The organism is Butyricimonas sp. Marseille-P3923 (assembly GCF_900184685.1).
Taxonomy (GTDB): domain Bacteria; phylum Bacteroidota; class Bacteroidia; order Bacteroidales; family Marinifilaceae; genus Butyricimonas; species Butyricimonas muris.
In genome coordinates, this window is the sequence record NZ_FXXL01000006.1 from 1,029,051 (window position 1) to 1,050,706 (window position 21,656).

General features: G+C 40.2%; 13 protein-coding genes. All 13 read left to right on the forward strand.

Annotated elements, in window-relative coordinates:
* Positions 1-137 precede the first annotated feature (137 nt).
* The 13 genes from CS948_RS10000 to CS948_RS10060 all read left to right on the forward strand — a co-directional run bounded on the left by CS948_RS10000 (position 138) and on the right by CS948_RS10060 (position 21,627).
* Positions 138-692 (forward strand): RNA polymerase sigma-70 factor, encoded by a 555-nt coding sequence (locus tag CS948_RS10000; protein ID WP_099291538.1) that lies wholly within the window; start codon positions 138-140, stop codon positions 690-692.
* A gap of 64 nt (positions 693-756) precedes the next feature.
* Positions 757-1,914, forward strand: a complete 1,158-nt coding sequence (locus CS948_RS10005) for a FecR family protein (RefSeq protein WP_099291539.1) — start codon at positions 757-759, stop codon at positions 1,912-1,914.
* Positions 1,915-2,130: 216 nt separating this feature from the next.
* Positions 2,131-5,841, forward strand: a complete 3,711-nt coding sequence (locus CS948_RS10010; RefSeq protein ID WP_099291540.1) for a SusC/RagA family TonB-linked outer membrane protein — start codon at positions 2,131-2,133, stop codon at positions 5,839-5,841.
* A 14-nt stretch (positions 5,842-5,855) separates the two neighbouring features.
* On the forward strand, positions 5,856-7,382 hold the full coding sequence (locus CS948_RS10015) for a RagB/SusD family nutrient uptake outer membrane protein (RefSeq protein WP_099291541.1): 1,527 nt from the start codon (positions 5,856-5,858) through the stop codon (positions 7,380-7,382).
* An 18-nt stretch (positions 7,383-7,400) separates the two neighbouring features.
* A complete protein-coding gene (locus CS948_RS10020; protein ID WP_099291542.1) occupies positions 7,401-8,333 on the forward strand; it encodes a hypothetical protein in 933 nt (310 codons plus the stop codon).
* An 87-nt stretch (positions 8,334-8,420) separates the two neighbouring features.
* The gene (locus tag CS948_RS10025) at positions 8,421-11,054 is read left to right on the forward strand and encodes a zinc-dependent metalloprotease (RefSeq protein WP_255301942.1); all 2,634 of its coding nucleotides are present in this window, start codon (positions 8,421-8,423) and stop codon (positions 11,052-11,054) included.
* A gap of 16 nt (positions 11,055-11,070) precedes the next feature.
* Positions 11,071-12,183, forward strand: a complete 1,113-nt coding sequence (locus CS948_RS10030; RefSeq protein WP_099291544.1) for a TlpA disulfide reductase family protein — start codon at positions 11,071-11,073, stop codon at positions 12,181-12,183.
* A 223-nt stretch (positions 12,184-12,406) separates the two neighbouring features.
* Positions 12,407-12,964, forward strand: coding sequence for an RNA polymerase sigma-70 factor (locus CS948_RS10035; RefSeq protein WP_099291545.1), 558 nt, complete (start codon positions 12,407-12,409; stop codon positions 12,962-12,964).
* A gap of 114 nt (positions 12,965-13,078) precedes the next feature.
* Positions 13,079-14,224, forward strand: coding sequence for a FecR family protein (locus CS948_RS10040; RefSeq protein WP_099291546.1), 1,146 nt, complete (start codon positions 13,079-13,081; stop codon positions 14,222-14,224).
* Positions 14,225-14,331: 107 nt separating this feature from the next.
* Positions 14,332-17,679 carry a SusC/RagA family TonB-linked outer membrane protein gene (locus CS948_RS10045; RefSeq protein WP_099291547.1) on the forward strand — a complete coding sequence of 1,116 codons (3,348 nt, stop codon included), beginning with the start codon at positions 14,332-14,334 and terminating at the stop codon, positions 17,677-17,679.
* Positions 17,680-17,690: 11 nt separating this feature from the next.
* Entirely contained in the window at positions 17,691-19,184 is a 1,494-nt protein-coding gene (locus tag CS948_RS10050) for a RagB/SusD family nutrient uptake outer membrane protein (protein ID WP_099291548.1), read from the forward strand.
* A gap of 28 nt (positions 19,185-19,212) precedes the next feature.
* Positions 19,213-19,911 (forward strand): DUF4843 domain-containing protein, encoded by a 699-nt coding sequence (locus tag CS948_RS10055; RefSeq protein WP_176554999.1) that lies wholly within the window; start codon positions 19,213-19,215, stop codon positions 19,909-19,911.
* Between the two features lie 51 nt (positions 19,912-19,962).
* On the forward strand, positions 19,963-21,627 hold the full coding sequence (locus tag CS948_RS10060) for a PKD-like family lipoprotein (protein WP_099291550.1): 1,665 nt from the start codon (positions 19,963-19,965) through the stop codon (positions 21,625-21,627).
* Positions 21,628-21,656: the final 29 nt, after the last annotated feature.

Genomic DNA, 21,656 nt, shown 5'->3' on the forward strand with positions numbered 1-21,656 from the left:
GTGCAAGTTTATACAACTGTTTTTAATCCGGAAGTCAAAACTAAGGTTAAAAATAGTTGTATATATTTGTATTTAGGTGCCTTAATTCATATATTTGTGTTATGGTAGACTAGAAGGAAAAGAAGTTTTTTCATTTTATGGATAAATCATTCAACAAGAGGACGAGCGAGAGGATAGATTTTAAGCGACTATTCGATTTATATTACCCAAGACTAATCTTATTTGCGGGTAAATATTTGAGGGATTTGAATGATGTAGAAGATTGTGTATTGGAAAGTTTTAGTTCTCTTTGGGAAAATAGGAAAAAAATAGAAAATCCGGAAAGTGTAAAATCATACCTTTATTCCTCCGTCAGAAATAGATGTCTGAATATGCTCCGTCATAATCAACTTAGGCGAATCGTGGATATTGAAAATGGAATGGATATTATGGATGATACTTCGGTTGAGCTTTCCATCATAGATTCCGAGCTTCATGCTATGTTGTTGCAGGCTATTCGTAAGTTGCCGGAAGATGCAAGATTAGTTCTCGAATTGAATACCTTCGAAAGGTTGAAATTGCACGAGATCGCTCAGAAAATGGATATCTCGTTGAATCAGGTAAAAGCATTAAAGACGAAAGCCTTGAGGGAATTGAAAAAAGAATTGGGTGGTAAATTCTTGATTATTAGCATTATAATTAAATTACTCTAAAAAAAACGTCGTTTATTGATGAAAAAATAATGTTCGCGTGTCTTATATATAGAATGTAAAATATATGAAGATACACGAGTATGAAATAACAGAATTGATTTACCGACAGTTTTTAGGTGAATTATCTGAAGAAGAAAATAATAAACTTCGTCACTGGATAGATAGCAATCCGGTACACAAGCAATACTACGAGAACTTGTTTACTTCTTATTCCTTGGAAAAGATAAAATTGCTTATGAGCGTGGATACCGAGGAGGCATGGAAAAGATGGAATAGAAGAAGTGGCCGACAGAAACGTTTTATTCGACTCTGGACTAAATATGCGGCTATTTTTATTCTGTTAATAGGGGTAATTCTGGTATTTTATTCACGAGGGTATCAGGAAAAGGAGCTGCTTCCTGTTGCTGAAAATATTACAGAAGGGAAGGTTGCGGCAGTGCTTACTATTGATGGAAAAGAAAAGATTGTTTTAGGGGAAAACACGTTGGTAGATATTCCTTCTCCTGAAGGGCAAAATGTAACTGTTGATTCTTGTAATTTGTCCTATGAGTTATTATCCGATAAGGAAGATGCTGTTATGCACACGCTAGACGTGCCTCGTCGAGGGGAGTATTTCGTAACTCTTTCCGATGGTACTCGTGTATGGTTGAATTCTTGCACTCGACTTTGTTATCCCTCTTATTTCACTGGGGATGAAAGAAGGGTAGAATTGGAAGGTGAAGCGTATTTTGAGGTCAGTAAAGATTCGACACGACCGTTTTGCGTGGTTACTAACGATACTCGGGTTAAAGTGTACGGGACTGAGTTTAATTTGAATACACGGGATGAAAAGAAGGTGCGTGCAACGTTAGTTCAAGGAAAAATTGGGATAACGATAAAAAATACCAATGAAGAATATCTGATTCGTCCGGGAGAAATGTTGGAATACGACGTGGAAACCGGAGAAGTAAAACGGGAGGACGTGAATACCTATTTATACACGGCATGGAAATCCGGTGAATTTGTATTTATCAATACGCCTTTGAAGGAAATCATGGAACGTTTATGTAGATGGTATGACGTTGAAGGCGTGTTTTACGTGAATGAACAAGTGAAAAATGTCTGCTTTACCGGAGTTGTCACGCGATTCTCGAGTATTGAGGATGTGCTTGATATTTTGGAGAAGACGGCGACGGTGAAATTTTTGATTAAGAATAAAGTAATTAGTGTAAGTGAAAAATAAAACTGATAGCTGCGGGAACAACTATCAGTTTGATAAAGAATGTTTTCCTTACCCTTGTTAAGTATAATTTTATTAATGAGCAAATTTATGAAAAAAGCAGGAAATTATTGGAATTCGGAATGACAAATTGAAAATTTTTAGGTGAAAGAAGTGTTCGTGAGATAGAAGTAACTCTGTTTCAATGGTAATGGTGTGTAATTATTAACAAGTGAAACAATGAAACAACTAAAAAAAATCAATTTTAGGAATACGAAGTATTCCGGATGTATAAATTTTGTATTGAATTATAAAGCAGTAGTGTTATTGTTGGTCTTTATATTTCCTCTTTCCGTAGCGGCACAGAATCAAAGAGTGAGTATAAATGTGACTAATGCGGATGTCCAGACGGTGTTTGGAATGATTAAACAACAGTCCGGATTGAATTTTATGTACAACACGGAACAGATCAAGATAATTAATCCCGTGTCTTTAAACGTGCAAAATGTTACGGTGGATTCCGCTCTTACCCGATTATTGACGGGGACACCTTTCAAATTTACTTATGAAAAAAACACGATTGTAATTTCTAAGAAAGAAGTGAAAGGTGAGTCGGTAGTCACGGTGTTTCAAGGGGTAGTTGAAGACGATGCGGGAGTTCCGATTCCCGGGGTAACGGTCTTGCTAAAAGGTTCCTCGGTTGGTGTGACTACGGATATCCATGGTAAATTTAGGATGGTTGTTCCTAAACGGGAAAAAAGCGCGTTGGTTTTTTCTTTTATCGGGATGAAAAGTGTAGAGTATGAGGTGAAAGATGATAAGCCTTTGAAAATAAGGATGGAGAACGAGGTTACGCAATTGGATGAAGTGGCGGTGTTTTCAACGGGTTATTATGATGTTGATAAGCGTATGTCAACCAGTGCGGTTACCTCTTTGAAAGCTGAGGATATACTTGTACCGGGTATTAGTAACTTAGACCAAATGTTGGAAGGGCATGTGCCGGGAATGATATATAGAATGAATTCCGGTCAAGTAGGGGCTACACCTAAAATAAAAATCCGCGGTACTACTACTCTATTAAGCTCAACAGCACCTCTGTGGGTTGTCGATGGAGTCATTTTAAATGATCCGGTCAATATAGATCCGAGCCAAATCAATGACTTGGATTTCGTGAACTTGTTGGGAAATGCTATTTCCGGTTTGAACCCGGAGGATGTGGAACGTATCGATGTGTTGAAGGATGCTTCAGCCACGGCTATTTATGGTCCGCAGTCATCCAATGGTGTTATTGTTATCACGACCAAAAAAGGTAAGGTTGGTAAACCGTCGGTTTCTTATTCCGTGGGCGGAACATTCAGACAACGTCCCCGATATACCGATCGAGCTGTAAACGTGATGAATTCACGGGAACGGATTGATTATTCAAAAGAAGTTATCGAGAAGGGATTGAAAATCGGTGGTTTAAGTAGTTGGGTAGGGTACGAAGCGGCTATATATGATTTGTACAACAAAGACATCACTCAAGAAGAGTTTGAGCGGCGTGTGGCGGAGATGGAAACCTGCAATACGGATTGGCTTGATCTATTGTTGAAAGATTCATTTTCTCATTCCCATTCTTTAAGTCTTTCCGGAGGCTCTGAGCACATGAGGTATTATACCTCTGTCGGTTTTAACGATGACTACGGGAACATTATTGGTGAGAGCAGTAAACGTTACTCCGGACGGGCAAATATTGATGTAAATTATAATAAATTCTCTATGCAATTCCAGATTAACGGGAATCTGCAAAAAAGAAAGTATACTCCGACGGAAGTTGGGATAATGAATTATGCCTATAACACGAGCCGGTCTGTCAAAGCGTATAATGATGACGGAACTTTGTGGTATTATCAACGCATGTCAACTAACAGTAAAGATAATTACGACCACTCGTTCAGTATCCTTAATGAACAGGAGAATAGCTCTAATAAAATTCAAACGGACCAATTGGGGTTAAACGTTGCCATGTCGTACCGAATCATAGAACCGTTGAAATTGCAACTGCAATTTTCTTACAATATTGCCCACACGGAAAATGAAATATTTTTCGATGAAAAGACGTGGTATGCGGGAGAATTGCGTAAGACGCTATTAACGACCAACGAGCCGCATGCTTATTATTCGCTTATGCCGAAAGGAGGAGAGATCCGACTTGATAATACTAAAAACAGCGGCTATAATTTGCGGGCTCAACTTACTTTCTCAAAATTCATGGATGAAGCTCAAGAGCATCAAATGACAGCCGTTTTGATTGGAGAGGCCAGTTCAAAGCGTTACACGGGATTCAAGATCACGCGGCGGGGGTATATGCCTGACCGCGGGTTGATTATAGACAAAGTGGTGAACAGCGATAAGAATAATCCTTATCAGGCTTATAATACTTGGCTGCAGGAGAGCGAAGCAGCGTTGGGAAAATTTAAAGACCAACTGACAAATCTCGCCAATTTGACAGGAGTTCTTACTTATGCTTATAAAAGCACGTATATTTTAAACGCCAATATAAGAATCGATGCCTCGAATGCTTTCGGGGAGAGAAGTAACCACCGGCTTTTGCCTATATGGTCTGTTTCCGGAAGATGGAATATGAACGAAAATATACTTCAAAATTGTAATTGGATAAATACATTGGGATTGCGGGCTTCTTTCGGTTACCGCGGGAATATGTCGAATGTAGGTACTCCCAAGTTACAATTGATCAAGAAAGGTCGGGATGATTTCTTTAAGGAATACTATTCAGAAGTGAAGGCATTCCCCAATCCTTTCCTGAAATGGGAAAAAACCTCTACTTTAGATATTGGGTTGGAATTTTCTTTATTCAATAATAAATTGAACGGATCCTTCAGTTACTATTATTCCCATACCTCGGACGCTTTCATGGATAAAACGGTATCTCGGATTAATGGAGTTTCTATGTATCAAGTAAACAGGGGGACTTTAGTTAATCAAGGATATGATATCGCTTTGAATTTCGTACCTATCAATACCATGTTAAATTCATCCATTGATGGCAAGAAACGGGGATTTATGTGGCGTATAGATCCTAATTTCGGAGCCGTTCTGAACCAGTTAATCAACAAACTCAAATACAAGAATAGGACTTTGCAAGATGAAATCACTTACCAGAACTATTTGGATGGAAACGTCTATATATCAGGTAAACCGGTGAATACGTTTTATTCTTATAGATATAAAGGTTTGAGTCCTGTTGACGGGCGTCCGATGTTTTATGACACGGAGGAAACTACACTCGTTGACGGTGAAGAGGTTGACCGGAAAGAAATTCTTGAACAGATGTCCCAAGAAGAAGCGTATATGACCGTGATGGAACATTCCGGTTGCCGGGAACCTTTCCTGCAAGGAGGTATCAGCAACTATTTCGGCTGGCGGTCTTGGGGGCTTTCTTTCAATCTTGCTTATAGTATTGGAGCCAAGGTTCGTTTATTCAAAATGTATCCGAATGTGTCTTCTGGTGAAACGATTGCCCCGGGACCGGAAAAGAATCTCCGGAGGGAATTTGTAAATCGCTGGAGGCGTCCCGGTGATGAGATGCATACCAATGTCCCGGGAATATTGGATAATAGCGAGTTTTACAAAACTTTGTCCCCTTGGTGGAGAGAGATGGATAAAAACCGTTTTGCTTCAAATATATGGGAAATGTACGATCAATCGAATTTGCGAGTAGTAAGCGGCAATTATTTGAAATTGCAAAGCATATCGCTTCGTTACGTTATTCCTGAAGACTTTTGCAAGAAATTGTCGTTGAAATCCGCTTACCTCAGTTTCTCCGGCACGAACTTGTTTACTATTTGTAGCAGGAAATTGAAAGGTCAGGACCCCACTCAATCGGGGAGTAGCGATTTGGTATTATCGGTACGTCCCACATACTCGTTCCAGTTAAATGTGTCATTCTAAATAATATCATTGTCATGAAAAATGTAATCATTATATTAATAAGCAGCATTTTAATGTCATGTGGAGATTTTTTGAAAGAATACTCTAAAGAATATACATACGCTACCTCTTGTTCTGATCTCGATGAGGTTCTGATTGGTGGAGGGTATATGAAGTTGGAAAAGGATTATACAGTATCCGCTAATACCGGGTATTATTCTTGGTTATTCGTCATGGATGACGATATTGAGGAGTATGTTACCGGTACTTATAAACCAAATGCAACTACTACCAACGTGGCATTTCGCCCTTTTTACGGGTGGGCTAAAGAGCCTTTTATGAATCCCGAGAAAGGTACGGTAATGACTGATGTGTGCTGGTCGCAATTATATGCCCATATCGCTCTGTTGAACGTGGTTATTTCTCAAGTTGGAGAATTTACTCAAGACCCGGAAAGCATGCGTCGCAGAATAACCGGGGAAGCCCAATTTTTACGGGGAGCCTATTACTATTTATTGAATAACATATACGCGAAACCTTATAACCGGGCAACAGCCGAAACAGACTTGGGTGTGGCCTTGAAACTCACGGAATATGTTGATGACCATTATTATAAAAGAAGTTCTAATGCTGCCGTCTATCAACAAATTGTTCAAGATTTGAAAGATGCGGCAGACAACTTGGTCGGGGTAGAACAGTCCACTATTTATCGGGCGAATGAAATTGCGGCACGAACTTTACTGAGTCGGGTATATCTTTATATGGGAGAGTGGCAGGCTGCCTTGGACGAATGTGATAAGGTGATTGCCTTAGGATGTCATCTACAGGATTTGAACTCGTTTAAATATACAGGCTCCGATACTGATAGGGATTTTGCGCTAAGTGTCAATTCACCCGAGATTATTTTTTCACAAGGACATGTTTACTTTGCTTGTTTTATGAAAGAAGCTATGGGGGCGGGAAAATACCGTGTGTCGGAGGACCTTGGGCAATTGTACCGAAAGTATGCGGGAGAAGGCGTGCAGGACTTGCGGCTTCAATGTTATCTTAGTGAAATCTCCGGCGTCAGAGATGCTTACTATGGGCAAAAAAACGTTAATAATGCTTCTTATGCCACGGTCGCTGATGAATTTGCCTTACGGGCGTCTGAAGTATATTTGAATAAAGCCGAAGCTGAAGCCATGTTGAACAAAGACGGGGCTGCAGCCGTCAACACGTTGACGATTTTGTTGAAGAATAGGTTTAAGGATAAAAAGATTCCTAACATTAGTCATTTAAGCGGGAAAGAATTGATCCAATTTATTCGGGAAGAACGTAGGCGAGAGTTCTGTTTTGAAGGGCAACGTTGGTTCGATCTTCGCCGATACGCGGTTTATCCGGAATATCCCGAAAAAAGCATCATTGTGCATCCCATGTATGATTCCGGCAATCCTCCCGTGTTAAACGGTACAGCCGAACTCAAGATGGGAGAAGATCCGGCTTGGGTAATGCCTATTCCCGATTACGAAATTGAGTATAACAAAGGAGAGTTAGTTCAAAATGAACAACGTATTGATAGATAACCATTAATCTTAAACGATATGAGAATATACATACACGTGGGAATTTTACTCCTGTTATTACAATTCTGCGGGTGTCAGAAAGAAGATGCATTAGAACCTGGCAACTCAATTAAAAACTGGCTTATCGTGGAGGATAAGCCGGGTGAACTCAATCAATTAAGGTATCAACTTTATAAGAATTATGGTATATCCTTGTATGTTAATGATACAATAGGTTTCGAATACCGGGGGGAGGATAGTTATGGGCAACCGATTATTTATTATGAATGTATAAGACCGGGATACGGTATAACGACCGATAGTTACTTGAATTACAAGCTGTCCTCTGACACTTCCGCAATGATCAAGGCTACGAGAATCATGTTGGAAACAGTGGCTCCGCGATTGCCTGAAAATGAAAAGTATCGTCCGTATACTTACTTGTTATGCGATTCGATTTCCATTTCGAACCAAAGTATGTTTTTTGGAGAATACAAGACTATCTATTCCGTGTCTAATTCTTTAGTAACTACTTCTATTAGCATATCAGATTTGTCTGCAGGAGATGAGCTTCAAGAAAAATTGTGGGCAGCCCATGTCATAGGTAAAGCCGTTTTCTCGGGAATTATGGCATTCGAGGAAGAGTTAGAAGCGTTTTATGATATTACTGACGAGGGGTCTACTTCCACGTTGTACGGGAAAGGAAATAAATCTTACTCGGGGATCACGGAACTTCCGGAAGCAAGGTTGAAAGAAATAAAACAAAAAGGATTTTTACACCCGGGGGCCACGAAATATTATGCCAAGCGTTTAGAAAGTGCTTATCCTTCGCAAGCTCAAGACGTGGAAGATTTTGCGGGGGTAGTTTATGTGTTTACGGAGGCAGAAATAACCCAATGGTACGGGGAGTATGATAAAATCATAAGAAAATATCGAGAAATGAAAAAAGTAGTGGAGCTATTCAAAAAGTAATTGGAGCGATAATAACACCCAAAAGAGAGTATATTATAGAATTATAAATAAAAACGAATAAGGAAACAAATGAAATCATTTATTTTTATGTTGATAACATTTTTATTCGTGTTATCATGTAACGGGTCTGTAAATGCCGTAAATAAGAAAAAGAAAAAAACTACACCTGCACCTGCCACGACACAAGTTGCAGTACCTAAAAGTAAAAAACTCAGTAAATACGAGCAGCTATTCAAAGATAAATCCCACGTGGCTACGGAAGGCGGTTTTATGACGGTGCACAAGGTGAAGGGAAAACTTTATTTTGAATTACCCTTGAAATATATGCAGAGAGAGATGCTATTGGCTTGTGCCCCGTCGTCAAGTAGCAGTACGACTTTTGCTACCTTGGGGTTCAAAAGCAATACTCCGTTGCACATCAAATTCGTGTTAAAGGATAGTTCTGTTTATATGTGCAAGGTGAACACTACGACCACCTTGGACTTGAAAGACCAACGGGAACAGCACGTGCTTCGGGAGAATTTCACCGATCCTATCATGGAGGTGTACAAAATAGACGCTTACAACCATGACAGTACCGCTGTCGTGTTTAACATGACTCCCGTGTTTACAGGTTATTCAAAACTTTCCCCGGTTACTCAAGGAGGAGGGGGACTTATTAGCAAGAGAGCGACAATAAAAAGTGCGGCTACAAAGTTGGAAGACATCAAGGCTTTTGAAGACAACATCGTTGTGAAAACATTATTTGCTTACGATGCAAGTCTTGCTATCATGGGTAATACAGCCGTTACCGTGCCGTTAACATTGGAAGCCACTCATTCTTTATTATTGCTTCCGGAAAACAAAATGCGTCCTCGCCTTTCCGATTTGCGCGTGGGAATATTCTTGGAAGGAAAAGTTCTGTTGTCTGATCACCAAGATGGCATGAGCCAATACACCTTAGCTCATCGTTGGCGTTTAGAACCGAAAGATAAAGAAGCGTATCGCCGGGGAGAATTAGTTGAGCCGGTTAAACCTATCACCTATTATCTGGACCCGGCTTTTCCCGAATTGTGGAAAGAAGCTATCCGGGACGCTGTAATGGTATGGAATCAAGCATTTTCCAAGATCGGGTTTAAAGATGCGGTACAGATAAAAGATTTCCCGATGAATGATCCTTCTTTCGATCCGGAAAACTTGAAATATTCTTGTATCCGTTACGTTCCTTCTTCGGAAGCTAATGCCATGGGACCTTCTTGGGTGGATCCTTCCACGGGCGAGATTATCAATGCTTCCGTGTTGGTATACAACAATATTATTCAGTTGATTAACAATTGGCGTTTCGTTCAAACGGCACAAATAGATCCTCGGGTACGGGCTAAAAAAATGCCTGATGATATCATAAAAGAATCCTTGACTTACGTGATTGCCCATGAGATCGGACATACGTTGGGATTAATGCATAACATGGCTGCTTCTTCCGCTTTTCCCGTGGATTCATTGCGTTCCGCCAGTTTTACTCAAAAATACGGAACTACTCCCTCTATCATGGACTATGCACGTTTCAATTATGTGGCTCAGCCTAACGATAAAGGAGTTAAGTTGACTCCTCCCGACTTGGGTTGTTATGACGAGTATGCGATCAAATGGCTTTACACTTATTTCCCGGACGAGAGTGATGCTTTAGGCGAAGCAAAAATAATTGAAAAGTGGGTGGATGAAAAGGTCGGAGATCCTTATTTCCGCTACGGAAGACAACAGGTGGATTTGCGTATTGATCCCTCGGCTATCGAAGAAGATTTGGGCGATGACCCCATGAAAGCCGGAACTTACGGGATTAAGAACTTGAAATATATTCTGAAAAACTTGAATACATGGATTACCGATGATGACGATTACAGCCATCGAGCAAGTTTGTATAGCCAGATCCGTGCGCAGTATTTGCGTTATATGATGAACGTGTTGTATAACGTCGGGGGAATCTATTTAACCGATGTGAAAGAAGGTACCCCGGGAAAGAAAAAATGTGCCGTTAAGCGGGAAACGCAACGAGCTTCCTTGAAATGGATATTCAACGAATTGAAAAATTGCGATTGGATTGACAATAAAAGCATCACGGAAAAACTAGACTTGTCTGTTCCCGCTTCTTCCACGATAAGATCAGCTGTGATGAAAAATTTGTTAGCTTCATACCCCAATGTTCTCTTGTCTGCATCTGTGGCGGAAAAACCGTACACGGGAATCGAATTCTTTGACGATTTGTACGCGGGAGTTTGGGAAAGTGCCATACAAAATCGTAAGGTGACCGAAAACGATCGTGTGATGCAGGAAGCTATGATTAATAATATTATCAATATGGCTAATCCCGGAGATGGGAAAGGATTGTTCGGGGTGACCTCGGAAACGGAATTTGCACCTTCCTTGGATGAAATTCTGGTATATGATTTGGATGAAACAGGTCTTGTCCAGTACTTTAAAGAAGAACTGAGAAAAATGGAATCCGAATATGGCAAAGGTTTCGTTGCCACCCAGTTGGGCATCACCCATTTTGGGCAAGGATACAAGTGGCAAAGGAAAGTAAATACCTCTGCGATCAATGATGCCAAAACCCGTAATAACGCTCTTGGTTTAAAAATTGTCAACCTGCTGACTCAAAAAGTACATACCGCACCGGATAGAGTTTCTCGCGAACACTATCAAGCCATGTTGACGCAATTGGAAAAGAATTTGAAAAATAAATAGTTCATAGTACTGGAGAATGAAAAGGAGCATATTCACGACACAACTATTTCTCGTTTTCGTGGGATTGTTTTGTGGGTGCACGCCATCCTCTTCTTCCTATCAATTTAACTTGGAAGGAAATGTACGGGGGATAGCAAATGGAAATGTGATTTTGATGAAAAGTTCTTTTGAACAGGATACTTTGTTGAGAGCTTCTATTAAGGATGGATATTTCAAATTGAAAGGGGAACTTCCCGAGATAGGTGTGTACTCCTTGAAAATAAACGACAGGTGGAATAGTTTTTATTTCGACGGGACCCGTATGACTCTCGATGTGGACTATTCCGGTCAGCAGGAGTGGAAATTAACGGGATCGCCGGCAGAGGATGCGAAAGCGAAATTCCAAAAGGAATGGTTAAAGGACAGGATTTCTCCTATGGCGGATTCGTTACAACAAGCGTTTGATGCTTTGAATTTGCAGGATGTGGATCAAGAAGAATACTACGACAAGCTAAGCGGTTTGCTGGAATCCCGAGATATAAGGTACAATTTGGTACGTGATTTCGTGAGAAAGTATCCTGATAATATTTTTTCTGCTTCTTTAAGCATCAAAGAGATGGGATGGAATTACGATTGGGGAAAAAGCTTGTATGACCTGCTCACTCCGAGAATACAGAAATCCGCTTTGGGTAAGCAATTGGAAGAAAAACTTCTGAAGTGTGAATCTATTGCCATCGGGAAAGATATGCCGAAATTTCCGGTTGAAACCCTTGATGGCATACAACAGGAATTCACGTGGGAGAAAGGGATTTGTGTCATTGACTTCTGGGCATCTTGGTGTAAACCCTGTCGGAGAGAGATTCCTTTCTTGAAACGTCTGTATAATGAATTTCATGACAAAGGGGTTCATTTCGTGAGTGTTTCCATGGATAAAAATCCGGCAAGATGGCAGCAAGCTTTGACGGAAGAAAAACTTCCTTGGCTAAATGTTCGGAATATGGACGGGTTTGAAAAGCGGGGAATCCGGTCGGAATTTCACTTTAACGGAATCCCGTACATCGTATTATTGGATAAGAATGGAAAGATTGCAGCCAAAGATATCCGTTTAAAACAACTTCGAGCAAAGATTATAGAATTGTTAGGCAATTGATAGTCTATCCGTGTATTGGTTGTAAAAACGGATTTACTTGACAAACGAGAGGTTATCTGGTTGTTAAAAAGCAGATAACCTCTCGTTTTTTTTGTAGCGTTGTATGCGGGTTTAACCCCGGAATGTTAAAATGTAAAACAATTGTTGTTCCATGTTTATATTTCGTTATTTTTGGACAATAAGATTATGCAATGGCGAGTATTGATTATTTTATAGTTAAGAGATGTTTAGTAATGAGTTAGTGGAGGTTGTGGATTTATCCGATGCCAAACAGTTTAAGAAGGGCTACGAGCGATATTTTACCGCTCTAAAATATTTCGCCATGCATTATTTGGAAGACGAGGATGTTGTCCTTGATTTATTGCAGGATTTCTTCTTGAGGTTGTGGGAGAAAAGAGAAACATTTAAAAATGAAGAAACATTTAAGGTTTATCTTTACCGGGGCGTGCGCAATAATTGTTTGACTTATATACGGAATAAAAAAAGAGCGGAGAAACGTATGCAGGGATACGTACCGGAGGAGATTGAAGAAGATTTTGTCAGTCGCGTTATAGAGGCGGAAGTTTTTTCTATGATAAATGAAGTTTTCGAGGAATTGCCGGAATCTTGCAAGAAGGTATATCGTTTAAGTTTGGAGGGAAAATCTCATCAAGAGATTGCAGATGAACTGCATATCGCTATAAATACAATTAAGCGGCATAAAAATAATGCGAATCATTATATTCGGGAACGATTAGAGAAGTTATTGATATTGATGATGCTACTCTCTTCAGATATTTAATTCGGGGAATATTTCAAAAAAAAGTGTTCGAAGTGTATAACACCTCCCATGATAAGTGGAGTCTCTAATATAAAAACTGGAACATAGAGTGCCGGAATTTATAATAGAGTAAATATGTATAGAGTATCTCGAATATTGTTGAAATATTTCACGTTTGGAACAAATGACGAGGAATCCCGTTTTTTGAACCAGTGGCGGGAAGAGTCCGATCGTAATGAATTGCTTTTTAATAAGATCGGTTCTCGTGGGTTCTTGGAAAATGCCATGGATCCGAAGCATCGGAAAATACGGGAAGAACAATGGAGATTATTGGAGAAAAAGATATTGTTTGCCAGACGTCGGGAACGCATGGTTAAAAGTGTACGATGGGTTGCCGCTATATTAATTCCAGTTCTGTTAGTCACGTTCTATCAGTTAGGGAATGAAGACGCCGGAAAACCGGGGATATGCGTCGCAAGTGACTCGCCCGTTGCTTCTAAAGCCGTGCTTCATCTGGCAGAAGGCGGGGAAATCGTAATTACGCGGGATACAGTTTTTCAAAAAGAGATGAAAACGGTGTTGCTTGAGAATCGTCTTGACACAATTCATTTCCTCCCGAAAGAAATGAATGACGTTTTTTCAGATAAAGAATATCGGCTCGAAGTTCCCCGTGGAGGAGAGTATGTGGCTCGTTTGGAAGATGGAACTATCGTGCATATGGATGCAGAATCTGAGTTAATTATTCCTCAGAAATTCAAGAAGGATTCAAGACAAGTCGAGTTGAACGGACATGCTTATTTCATAGTAACGGAAGATAGTACACGTCCTTTTATCGTGAAATCGGGAAATCTGAAAATTCGAGTGCTGGGTACGGAGTTCGATTTCGATGCTTACGAGGGGCAGGAAATTACAACGACACTGGTGAAAGGGAGCGTGGAAGTATCCTATGGGGATTCAAAATGCAGGTTGAAACCGAACCAGCAGGCAAGGCTCGGTATGAGTGGTAGGATGGAAGTTTCGGATGTCGATACGTATCCCTTTATAGCTTGGAAATATGAACGAATTGTATTTATTAATCAGACGCTTGAGTCTATCATGAAAGTTTTGGCAAGGTGGTATAATGTGGAGCCTGTCTTTCTTTCCAACGAGATTAAGCAAGAGTGTTTTACCTTGGATATAGAGAAGTACGGGGAAATAACTCCCGTGTTGAAATCAATAGAAAGAACCGACAAAGTATATTTTGAAATAGGTGATAAACAGATTCTTATCTATAAGAAGTAGATAAGGATAATTATAACGAATGTAGGAGAGGCTAAAAATATTTAGTCTCAAGGGGTTTGTATCGTTTTTTTTTAGATGATAATTTAATATGAACTAAAAACAATTTTATGGAAAAAAAAGACTACATGAAACGCTTGTGTTTTTATACACGGAAGATAAGGCGTATGCTGTCTGTATTGTTTCTTTTTGTGCTTATGGGGATAAATGCTTTAAGGGCAGACACGATTGTTGAGAAAGTCGAGTTGAATATCTCGGTGAAGAATGCATCTGTGCTTCAAGTTTTTGCCCAGATAAAACAACAAACGTCATTCAATTTTGTTTATAATGACCGGGATATTTCCCAGATCGGCTTGAAAACAATGGATTTAAAGAAGGCGGATATCGTTGCCGTGTTGGATAAATGTATCGAGGGAACGGATCTGGTTTATGAATTTATGGGTAATGTCGTCATTTTCAAGCGGCGTGCCGAGGTTGTTCGGGATAGCGTGAAGGAGGGTAAGATAGTGGGAGTGGTAAAGGATGAACGAGGATTTCCATTGCCCGGGGTTACAATACAGATAAAGGATATGAAGTTGGGTACGGCAACGGATAAAGACGGACGGTATGCTTTCCGCTTTGTCCTCGGTAAACAGATTGTCCTGGAATATTCTTTTATCGGGATGGAAACCGTGGAAATAAGATATACCGGTCAAGACACGATTAATGTTGTTATGAAAGAGAGTGAGGTTGCATTGGAGGATGTCGTTGTGACGGGGTATGCCAATCTTTCCCGACAGTCTTACACGGGAAACGTGAAAACGATGACGGCCGCGGAATTAAAGAAGATTTCCCAAGTAAATGTATTGAAATCCATTCAAGTATTGGATCCTTCTTTTCGGATTGCTGTTAATAACGAGATGGGTTCTAACCCGAACGTGATGCCAAAAATAAGTATTCGCGGAGATTCCGGTATCGGATTGACTGAATTGGATGAGGTGAATGTGTCTAAAACGGCATTGCAGAATAACCCGAATCTGCCGACATTCATTTTGGACGGTTTCGAGGTGAGTGTTAATAAAGTGTACGATATGGATATTAACCGGATTGAATCGATCACGTTATTGAAAGATGCGGCAGCCACGGCAATATACGGTTCTCGTGCCGCGAACGGGGTTGTGGTGATAACAACCGTTACTCCTAAAGATGGGCAAATACTGATTAATTACGGGTATAACCTGAATGTACAGGTTCCTGACTTGCGGGATTATAATTTGATGAATGCCAAGGAAAAAGTAGAGGCGGAAAAAGAAGCCGGATTGTTTGATCAGGAGTATTATCAGCAGGCTTACTATCATGCGAAACTAAGATTAATCGAGCGGGGGAATAACACGGACTGGCTGGCTTTGCCGCTTCGGAATACGGCGAGTAGTAAACATTATCTAAGAATGGAAGGGGGAACAAACGGTTTTCGTTATGGTATCGACGTGAATTATCAAGGGAATAACGGGGTGATGAAGGGGTCCGAAAGAAAAACCGTTGGATTGGGTTTAGAGTTACAGTATAATATCGGGAAATTGTTATTCAAGAATAGTGCCACGTACACGGGAGTCAATTCGGAGGAATCTCCTTTCGGTTCGTTTAGCAAATACACCACTATGAATCCCTACTATTCTTATTTGGATGAAGACGGAACAGTTGCCGAAGTAATAAAGACTGCAACACCGAACGGTACGACCAGTAATCCGTTGTATGATGCCTATCTGGGTAGTTTCGATAAAACGAAAAGCAAGGAATTTATAGATAATTTCTCTGTCCAATATTATCTGACGAATAAAATTCATTTCAAAGGTTCTCTTGCCTTGACTTACACGACGGGCTCTTCTAATGCTTATACCTCACCCGAAGCCGGGCAATATCACAACAAGCCTTATAAAGGGGAAATGACTGTTGGAAATACAACCGCGACAGTGATAGACGGTAGTGTATTCGGGTATTATAACGATATGATCGGGTATCATAATATTAATTTGTTTGCCGGTATCAACGTGAAAGAGAGTTCAGACGAGAGCCATAGCGTGTACGTGAGAGATATTCCGGCGGGTGGGTTTGCTAATCCGCAATTCGCGAGAGAATTTCCGAATGCCCCGACAACTTTTCAACAAAAAACTAGATTGTTCGGAACGATAGTATCTTTGAATTACACCTACCGGAATATTTATTTGTTGGACGCCACGTGGAGAATGGACGGAAATTCATCTTTTGGGAGCGAAACCCGTTTTGCGCCGTTCTGGTCGATGGGGCTGGGGTTGAATATTCATAATTACGCTTTTATGAAAGGAGTAAATTGGCTCTCGGAATTGAAAATCAGAGGTTCATACGGTGTTACGGGTAAGGCTAATTTCCCCGCTAACACGGCTCGCACGTTGTATACGATTAACAGCAAATCAGTTTATCCTACAGGGTTGGGAGGAAATATTACAGCCATGGGAAATAAAAACTTGAAATGGGAAAAAACGAAGATAACGGATTTAGGTACTACAATCAATATTCTGGACGGCCTTTTGGTGTTTACGGGAACGTATTATTTCCGCAGGACAGTAGATTTGATTGCTGATATGTACATTCCTTCATCTTCGGGATTTCTGTCTTACAAGGATAATATCGGGGAGATTACCAATAATGGTTACGAGATAAGTTTACGGGTAAAAGCATTAGCTAAATCTGACGCTCAACTTTATTTTACGGCTAATGTGGCATCCAATAAAAATAAGATAAAGAAGATTTCCGAGTCCTTGAAGTCATATAATCAAAAGATAGAAGAGAAGTATCAGGATAATGCCCATAAAACCGAAACCAAAAAACCTTTGTTGAAATACGTGGAAGGCGCTTCGACAACATCAATTTACGCCATGCGGTCATTGGGGATAAATCCGCAAACAGGAGATGAGATATTCCGTTATAAAGACGGGAGTTACGGTACGGAATGGCTCGCTTCGGAGAATGTTGCTATCGGGAATACGGAACCGAAAATGAATGGTACCTTGTCTTCAAACTTGTTATTGTACGGTGTGACGTTGGACGTGTATTTTACTTATACATACGGGGGACAGCAATATAACCAGACGTTACAAACCAAAATAGAGAATGCTGATATTGAAAATAACGTGGATAAAAGAGTGTTTACAGACCGGTGGAAAAAGCAAGGTGATATAGCCGGCTTTAAGAGCTTGAAGCAATATAATGTTCCCACGAATCCAACCAGTAGGTTTGTACAAGATGACAACACGCTGACACTCCAATCTGTATCTGTCGGTTATGAATTACCTTCGGATATACTAAAAAAGATTCGTTTTAGCCGGGTAAAGTTGGCTTTTAACATGAACGATGTATTCCGTGTATCATCAATCAAGCAGGAACGAGGTTTGTCTTACCCGTTTGCCAGAAGTTATAGTTTTTCAGTAAATGTAGGTTTTTAAAGATATAGGTCATGAAAAAAAGATATATAATAAATATTGTCTTGCTGGCATTTATATTCTCGTCGTGTGATAAATGGTTGGATGTGAAGCCGGAACTGGATATATATGAAGAAACATTATTCGAGAAGGCACAAGGGTATTATATCGCGTTGAACGGTGTATATATTGATATGTCCGGCAAGAATTTGTACGGGAAGGAGTTGACATGGGGTGCGGTGGAAGCTTGGGGACGTAGTTATAGTCTGAACGAGAAAGCGCATCGTCCCTACTTGGATGTGGTTAATTTCGAGTATGACAAGAGTGAGGCAAAGTCGATAGCCGCCTCTATCTGGTTGGATAGCTATAAAGTTATCGCGGAGGCGAACAATTTGATTCAAGGATTGGAAAATGACGGGGAAGTAAAATTCAAGTATGGGGATGTTACTAAAAATATGATTCTTGCCGAGGCTTACGCGATACGGGCTCTCATGCATTTTGAATTGTTACGTATCTTTGCTAAAGCCCCTATCGCTGACAATGGTGGGGAGTCTGCCTTTATTCCTTACGTGACAACATACCCGTCTATCGTGAATCCTCCGGTAACGACGAAGAACATTCTGAAGTATTTGATTGCGGATTTAGAGAAAGCTAAAGAGTGGATTAAACCTTTTGACACGGATGTACAATATCCCGGGGGAAAGATTTTTAGTTACTTGAACGAGTCCCGTGTTAAACTGGATAACGGAGCGGGGGAAGTTTTAGGTGTTGATGAGTTTTTCAATTATCGAGCCAATCGATTGAATTATTACGCTATATCTCAATTGCTTGCCCGAGTCTGCTTGTATGCCGGGGAAAATGATAAGGCGTTCGAACACGCGAATGAGGTGATAAACGTCGTGAACAAAGGAACGAATTTTAGGTTTGTCGCTCCCGGGTATATTGGGGACCCGATGGAGTTAAGTACGATTGAACCTCGGTTACACTCGGAAATACTTTTTGCTCCTTATAACTCGGAATTGTCTACTTGGACGGAAGGATATTTTAGTTCTTCAGCTAAAGATTGGCTTTTAGTGCTGAACGATAAAAGTGGAATTTTCTCGGAGAACGCGGATGATGTGCGTTTGAAAGCGATACCCCAAAACATGGTTACTAAATTTTCTTTGGAAGGAAGGGAAGAGAGTGATATGATTGCGGCAAAATCTCTAGAACCGGTACTTCGATTCCCCGAATGTTATTATATTGCGGCGGAGGCTGTTTTTGATAAAGACCGGGCTTTGGCTGTCGAGATATTTAATAAAGTTGTGGACGCCCGAAATAATTCGGTTTATAACTTGAAGACTGACGTGGATAAAGGTACTTTTATGGAGGCGTTGGTTAAGGAATACCGTAGGGAATTTTTATGCGAGGGGCAAATGGTTTATGTGTACAAGAGATTGAACCTGCCGTTAAGAGAGAATGGAACAACTGTCGCTCATAATGGGAAATTAGTTATGCCGGTACCGGACACGGAAGCCGGGGTGCAGTAAATGATGTGTAATATAAATGCAAACAATTATGCGAATCATATTTTTACTTCTTTTATTAGGTTGCTTGGCGTTTTACGGGTGTCAAGAGGAAAAACCGGAAATGTTTACTCCCGAAAGGTTTATCAAGTTCATGTTCGGGAGCGAATCCGGCGAGGATTACTACAAAGTCGAGTGTAATTTCGCGTACGAGAGTGATAATACCACGGAGAAAATTATTTCCGTCCCTGTTGAATTTCGAGGCTACAATTTGACTGAAACGTTGTATTTTGCCGTTAACGTGGATAAAGAAAAAACGACACTCCCGGAGGATTGTTTCATTTTGGAAACAGAACAACCGTTTCAACAGGATGGAGATTTTATTGACACGATGCGCGTGAAATTACAGCGAAAGGCTATATTAAAAGAAGGGAGTAAAATCCTGAGATTGCAATTAGTACCTAATTCGGATTTTCAAGTTTATATGGCAGATTCTCTGTTTATAGAGATTACTGTGCTGGATATTTTCTCGTGGCCAGAATGGTGGACAGATGATATCGCTAAAGCTTATTTGGGCGATTATTCTAAAGAGAAATATGATGAATTTGTAAAAGAAACAGGCATTCGTGATTTTGGGGTTTTGGATCCTTCGGAAAAGAGATATTACGCTATCATGTTTAAAAGAGCCTTGGAAAAAACACCTAGATACGAGTTGGATGGACGTTTAATGTCTGTTACGATTACAGGATGATTTTTATAGAATTAAGAAATATGTATTGTAATGGACCAAAAAAAATAGGTTATGAGAAATAAGATTTTAATGATATGCTTCTTAGGCTATATATTATTAACCGGTTGCATGGATGACAAAACAAATTTGAATTATAGAGATATTGTATTGCCTGATACCGTTATTATAACAAATATAGAGGATCAAGAAAGATTTTATCTTCATGAAAATACTATAGATGCCAGATTCAAGGTGACTGCGGGGGATGAATTGCAATTAGATTTGGAGGTGAAATACAACGGTGATGATGAATTGACTTACGAGTGGCGGATGGATGGTAAAGTGATTTCAACAGAGCAAAATTTACGGCACGTGTTCACGGAAGGAGGGAACGGGCAGTTGTTTATTTATCGGAAAAACGCTGGTAATGCCACGATCTATGGTTTCCTCGTGGAGATACGCCGACCTTTTAGTACCGGAATTGTCGTGTTGGGTAAAAGTAATGGTGTCACTCAAATGGATTTTGTCGAGCGTTATTGGGAGAAGAAAAACGTGGAACTTGACGGAAGGCTTTATTCTAATTTCTCGGTCACGGAATATATTCCACATGAAAACGTGTATCCTCTTTACAATGATGGAGAAGAATTGGGGCAAGATCCCGTGGAAATATCCCGTATTACGGGATTGGCTCCGGATCCGGCTGATCGATACAGTGCTTTGCAAATCTTGGACCGGGATTGGCGGAAATCCGTTGCCGTGAATTCTGAAGATATGAAAAAAATCGTTTCCATGAAAGATGAGTTCGTGGGGGAACCGACTAATTGCATTCCGGTAAATTTTGAAACTGTCGGAGCTACCTCGCTGTTGTTGGATAAGTCTGGGAAAATTTACACGCGTGTGAATTATGACGCGGGGAATCCGAACACGGGACGTTTTATTCTTGAACCATTGGTCTTTGACGACCCTTATGATGTACCGGATAAAGGTTCTGAAGAGATTAAAGCCGAACGTGTGACAGCGAAAGATCAATTAGCGATTATTTATGAAAAGGAAAGAAAACGGATTCTTGCTATGACAGCTTCAAACGGGTATAATCAAAAACTGGATTATTATGCGGTTCATGATTTATCTCGTCCAAGCAATATAGCTAGTTTACCTGACGGTTATGTGCTTCTTGATAATTTTGATAAAGAGATCTATGCGATACTTTTCCATGAAAGTTTTTTTAATAATAATACTTATGTTATCTATAAGGACGGTTCGGATTTTTATATACAAACGTTCGAGTTAAATACTGTTTTGTACACGGCAGAGCATTCGATAAATTATAAAGCTGTTTCTAATTTGAAATTACCTGTTGACGCGGCAAGATTGATAGAACAAGGACATGGTCTTGTGAAAATAGCGATGGATAAGCGCTATAATGACTTTATGTATGTCGGGGCGGGGAAGGCTCTGTATTCGATGAGTATGGAAGGTACTGCTATTTCAAAAATACATGAATTCACGGAAGAGGGCAATATGAAAGATTTTGTTATCACTGCAACGTGGAGAGGCGACGGGGACAATGCAGCCCAGCGATATTTCAACGGGCGCGTGTTTGGTGCTATTTTTGATAACGGGGATTTTAGGGTGTTGAAATTGTATGACGATCCGCAGAAACCCGGGGAGGTACAGAAACATTATTGGGTAAATAAAAATTTTGATGGGGGAGCTGTTGCGTTATATTACTATTAGTTTGCGAGAATTATAGTGTATGCTTTAGT

What these genes read in the sequence shown, in the direction of transcription:
- CS948_RS10000 (WP_099291538.1), top strand. Translation starts at nt 138, where the DNA reads ATGGATAAATCATTCAACAAGAGGACGAGCGAGAGGATAGATTTTAAG.
- CS948_RS10005 (WP_099291539.1), top strand. Translation starts at nt 757, where the DNA reads ATGAAGATACACGAGTATGAAATAACAGAATTGATTTACCGACAGTTT.
- CS948_RS10010 (WP_099291540.1), top strand. Translation starts at nt 2,131, where the DNA reads ATGAAACAACTAAAAAAAATCAATTTTAGGAATACGAAGTATTCCGGA.
- CS948_RS10015 (WP_099291541.1), top strand. Translation starts at nt 5,856, where the DNA reads ATGAAAAATGTAATCATTATATTAATAAGCAGCATTTTAATGTCATGT.
- CS948_RS10020 (WP_099291542.1), top strand. Translation starts at nt 7,401, where the DNA reads ATGAGAATATACATACACGTGGGAATTTTACTCCTGTTATTACAATTC.
- CS948_RS10025 (WP_255301942.1), top strand. Translation starts at nt 8,421, where the DNA reads ATGTTGATAACATTTTTATTCGTGTTATCATGTAACGGGTCTGTAAAT.
- CS948_RS10030 (WP_099291544.1), top strand. Translation starts at nt 11,071, where the DNA reads ATGAAAAGGAGCATATTCACGACACAACTATTTCTCGTTTTCGTGGGA.
- CS948_RS10035 (WP_099291545.1), top strand. Translation starts at nt 12,407, where the DNA reads ATGTTTAGTAATGAGTTAGTGGAGGTTGTGGATTTATCCGATGCCAAA.
- CS948_RS10040 (WP_099291546.1), top strand. Translation starts at nt 13,079, where the DNA reads ATGTATAGAGTATCTCGAATATTGTTGAAATATTTCACGTTTGGAACA.
- CS948_RS10045 (WP_099291547.1), top strand. Translation starts at nt 14,332, where the DNA reads ATGGAAAAAAAAGACTACATGAAACGCTTGTGTTTTTATACACGGAAG.
- CS948_RS10050 (WP_099291548.1), top strand. Translation starts at nt 17,691, where the DNA reads ATGAAAAAAAGATATATAATAAATATTGTCTTGCTGGCATTTATATTC.
- CS948_RS10055 (WP_176554999.1), top strand. Translation starts at nt 19,213, where the DNA reads ATGCGAATCATATTTTTACTTCTTTTATTAGGTTGCTTGGCGTTTTAC.
- CS948_RS10060 (WP_099291550.1), top strand. Translation starts at nt 19,963, where the DNA reads ATGAGAAATAAGATTTTAATGATATGCTTCTTAGGCTATATATTATTA.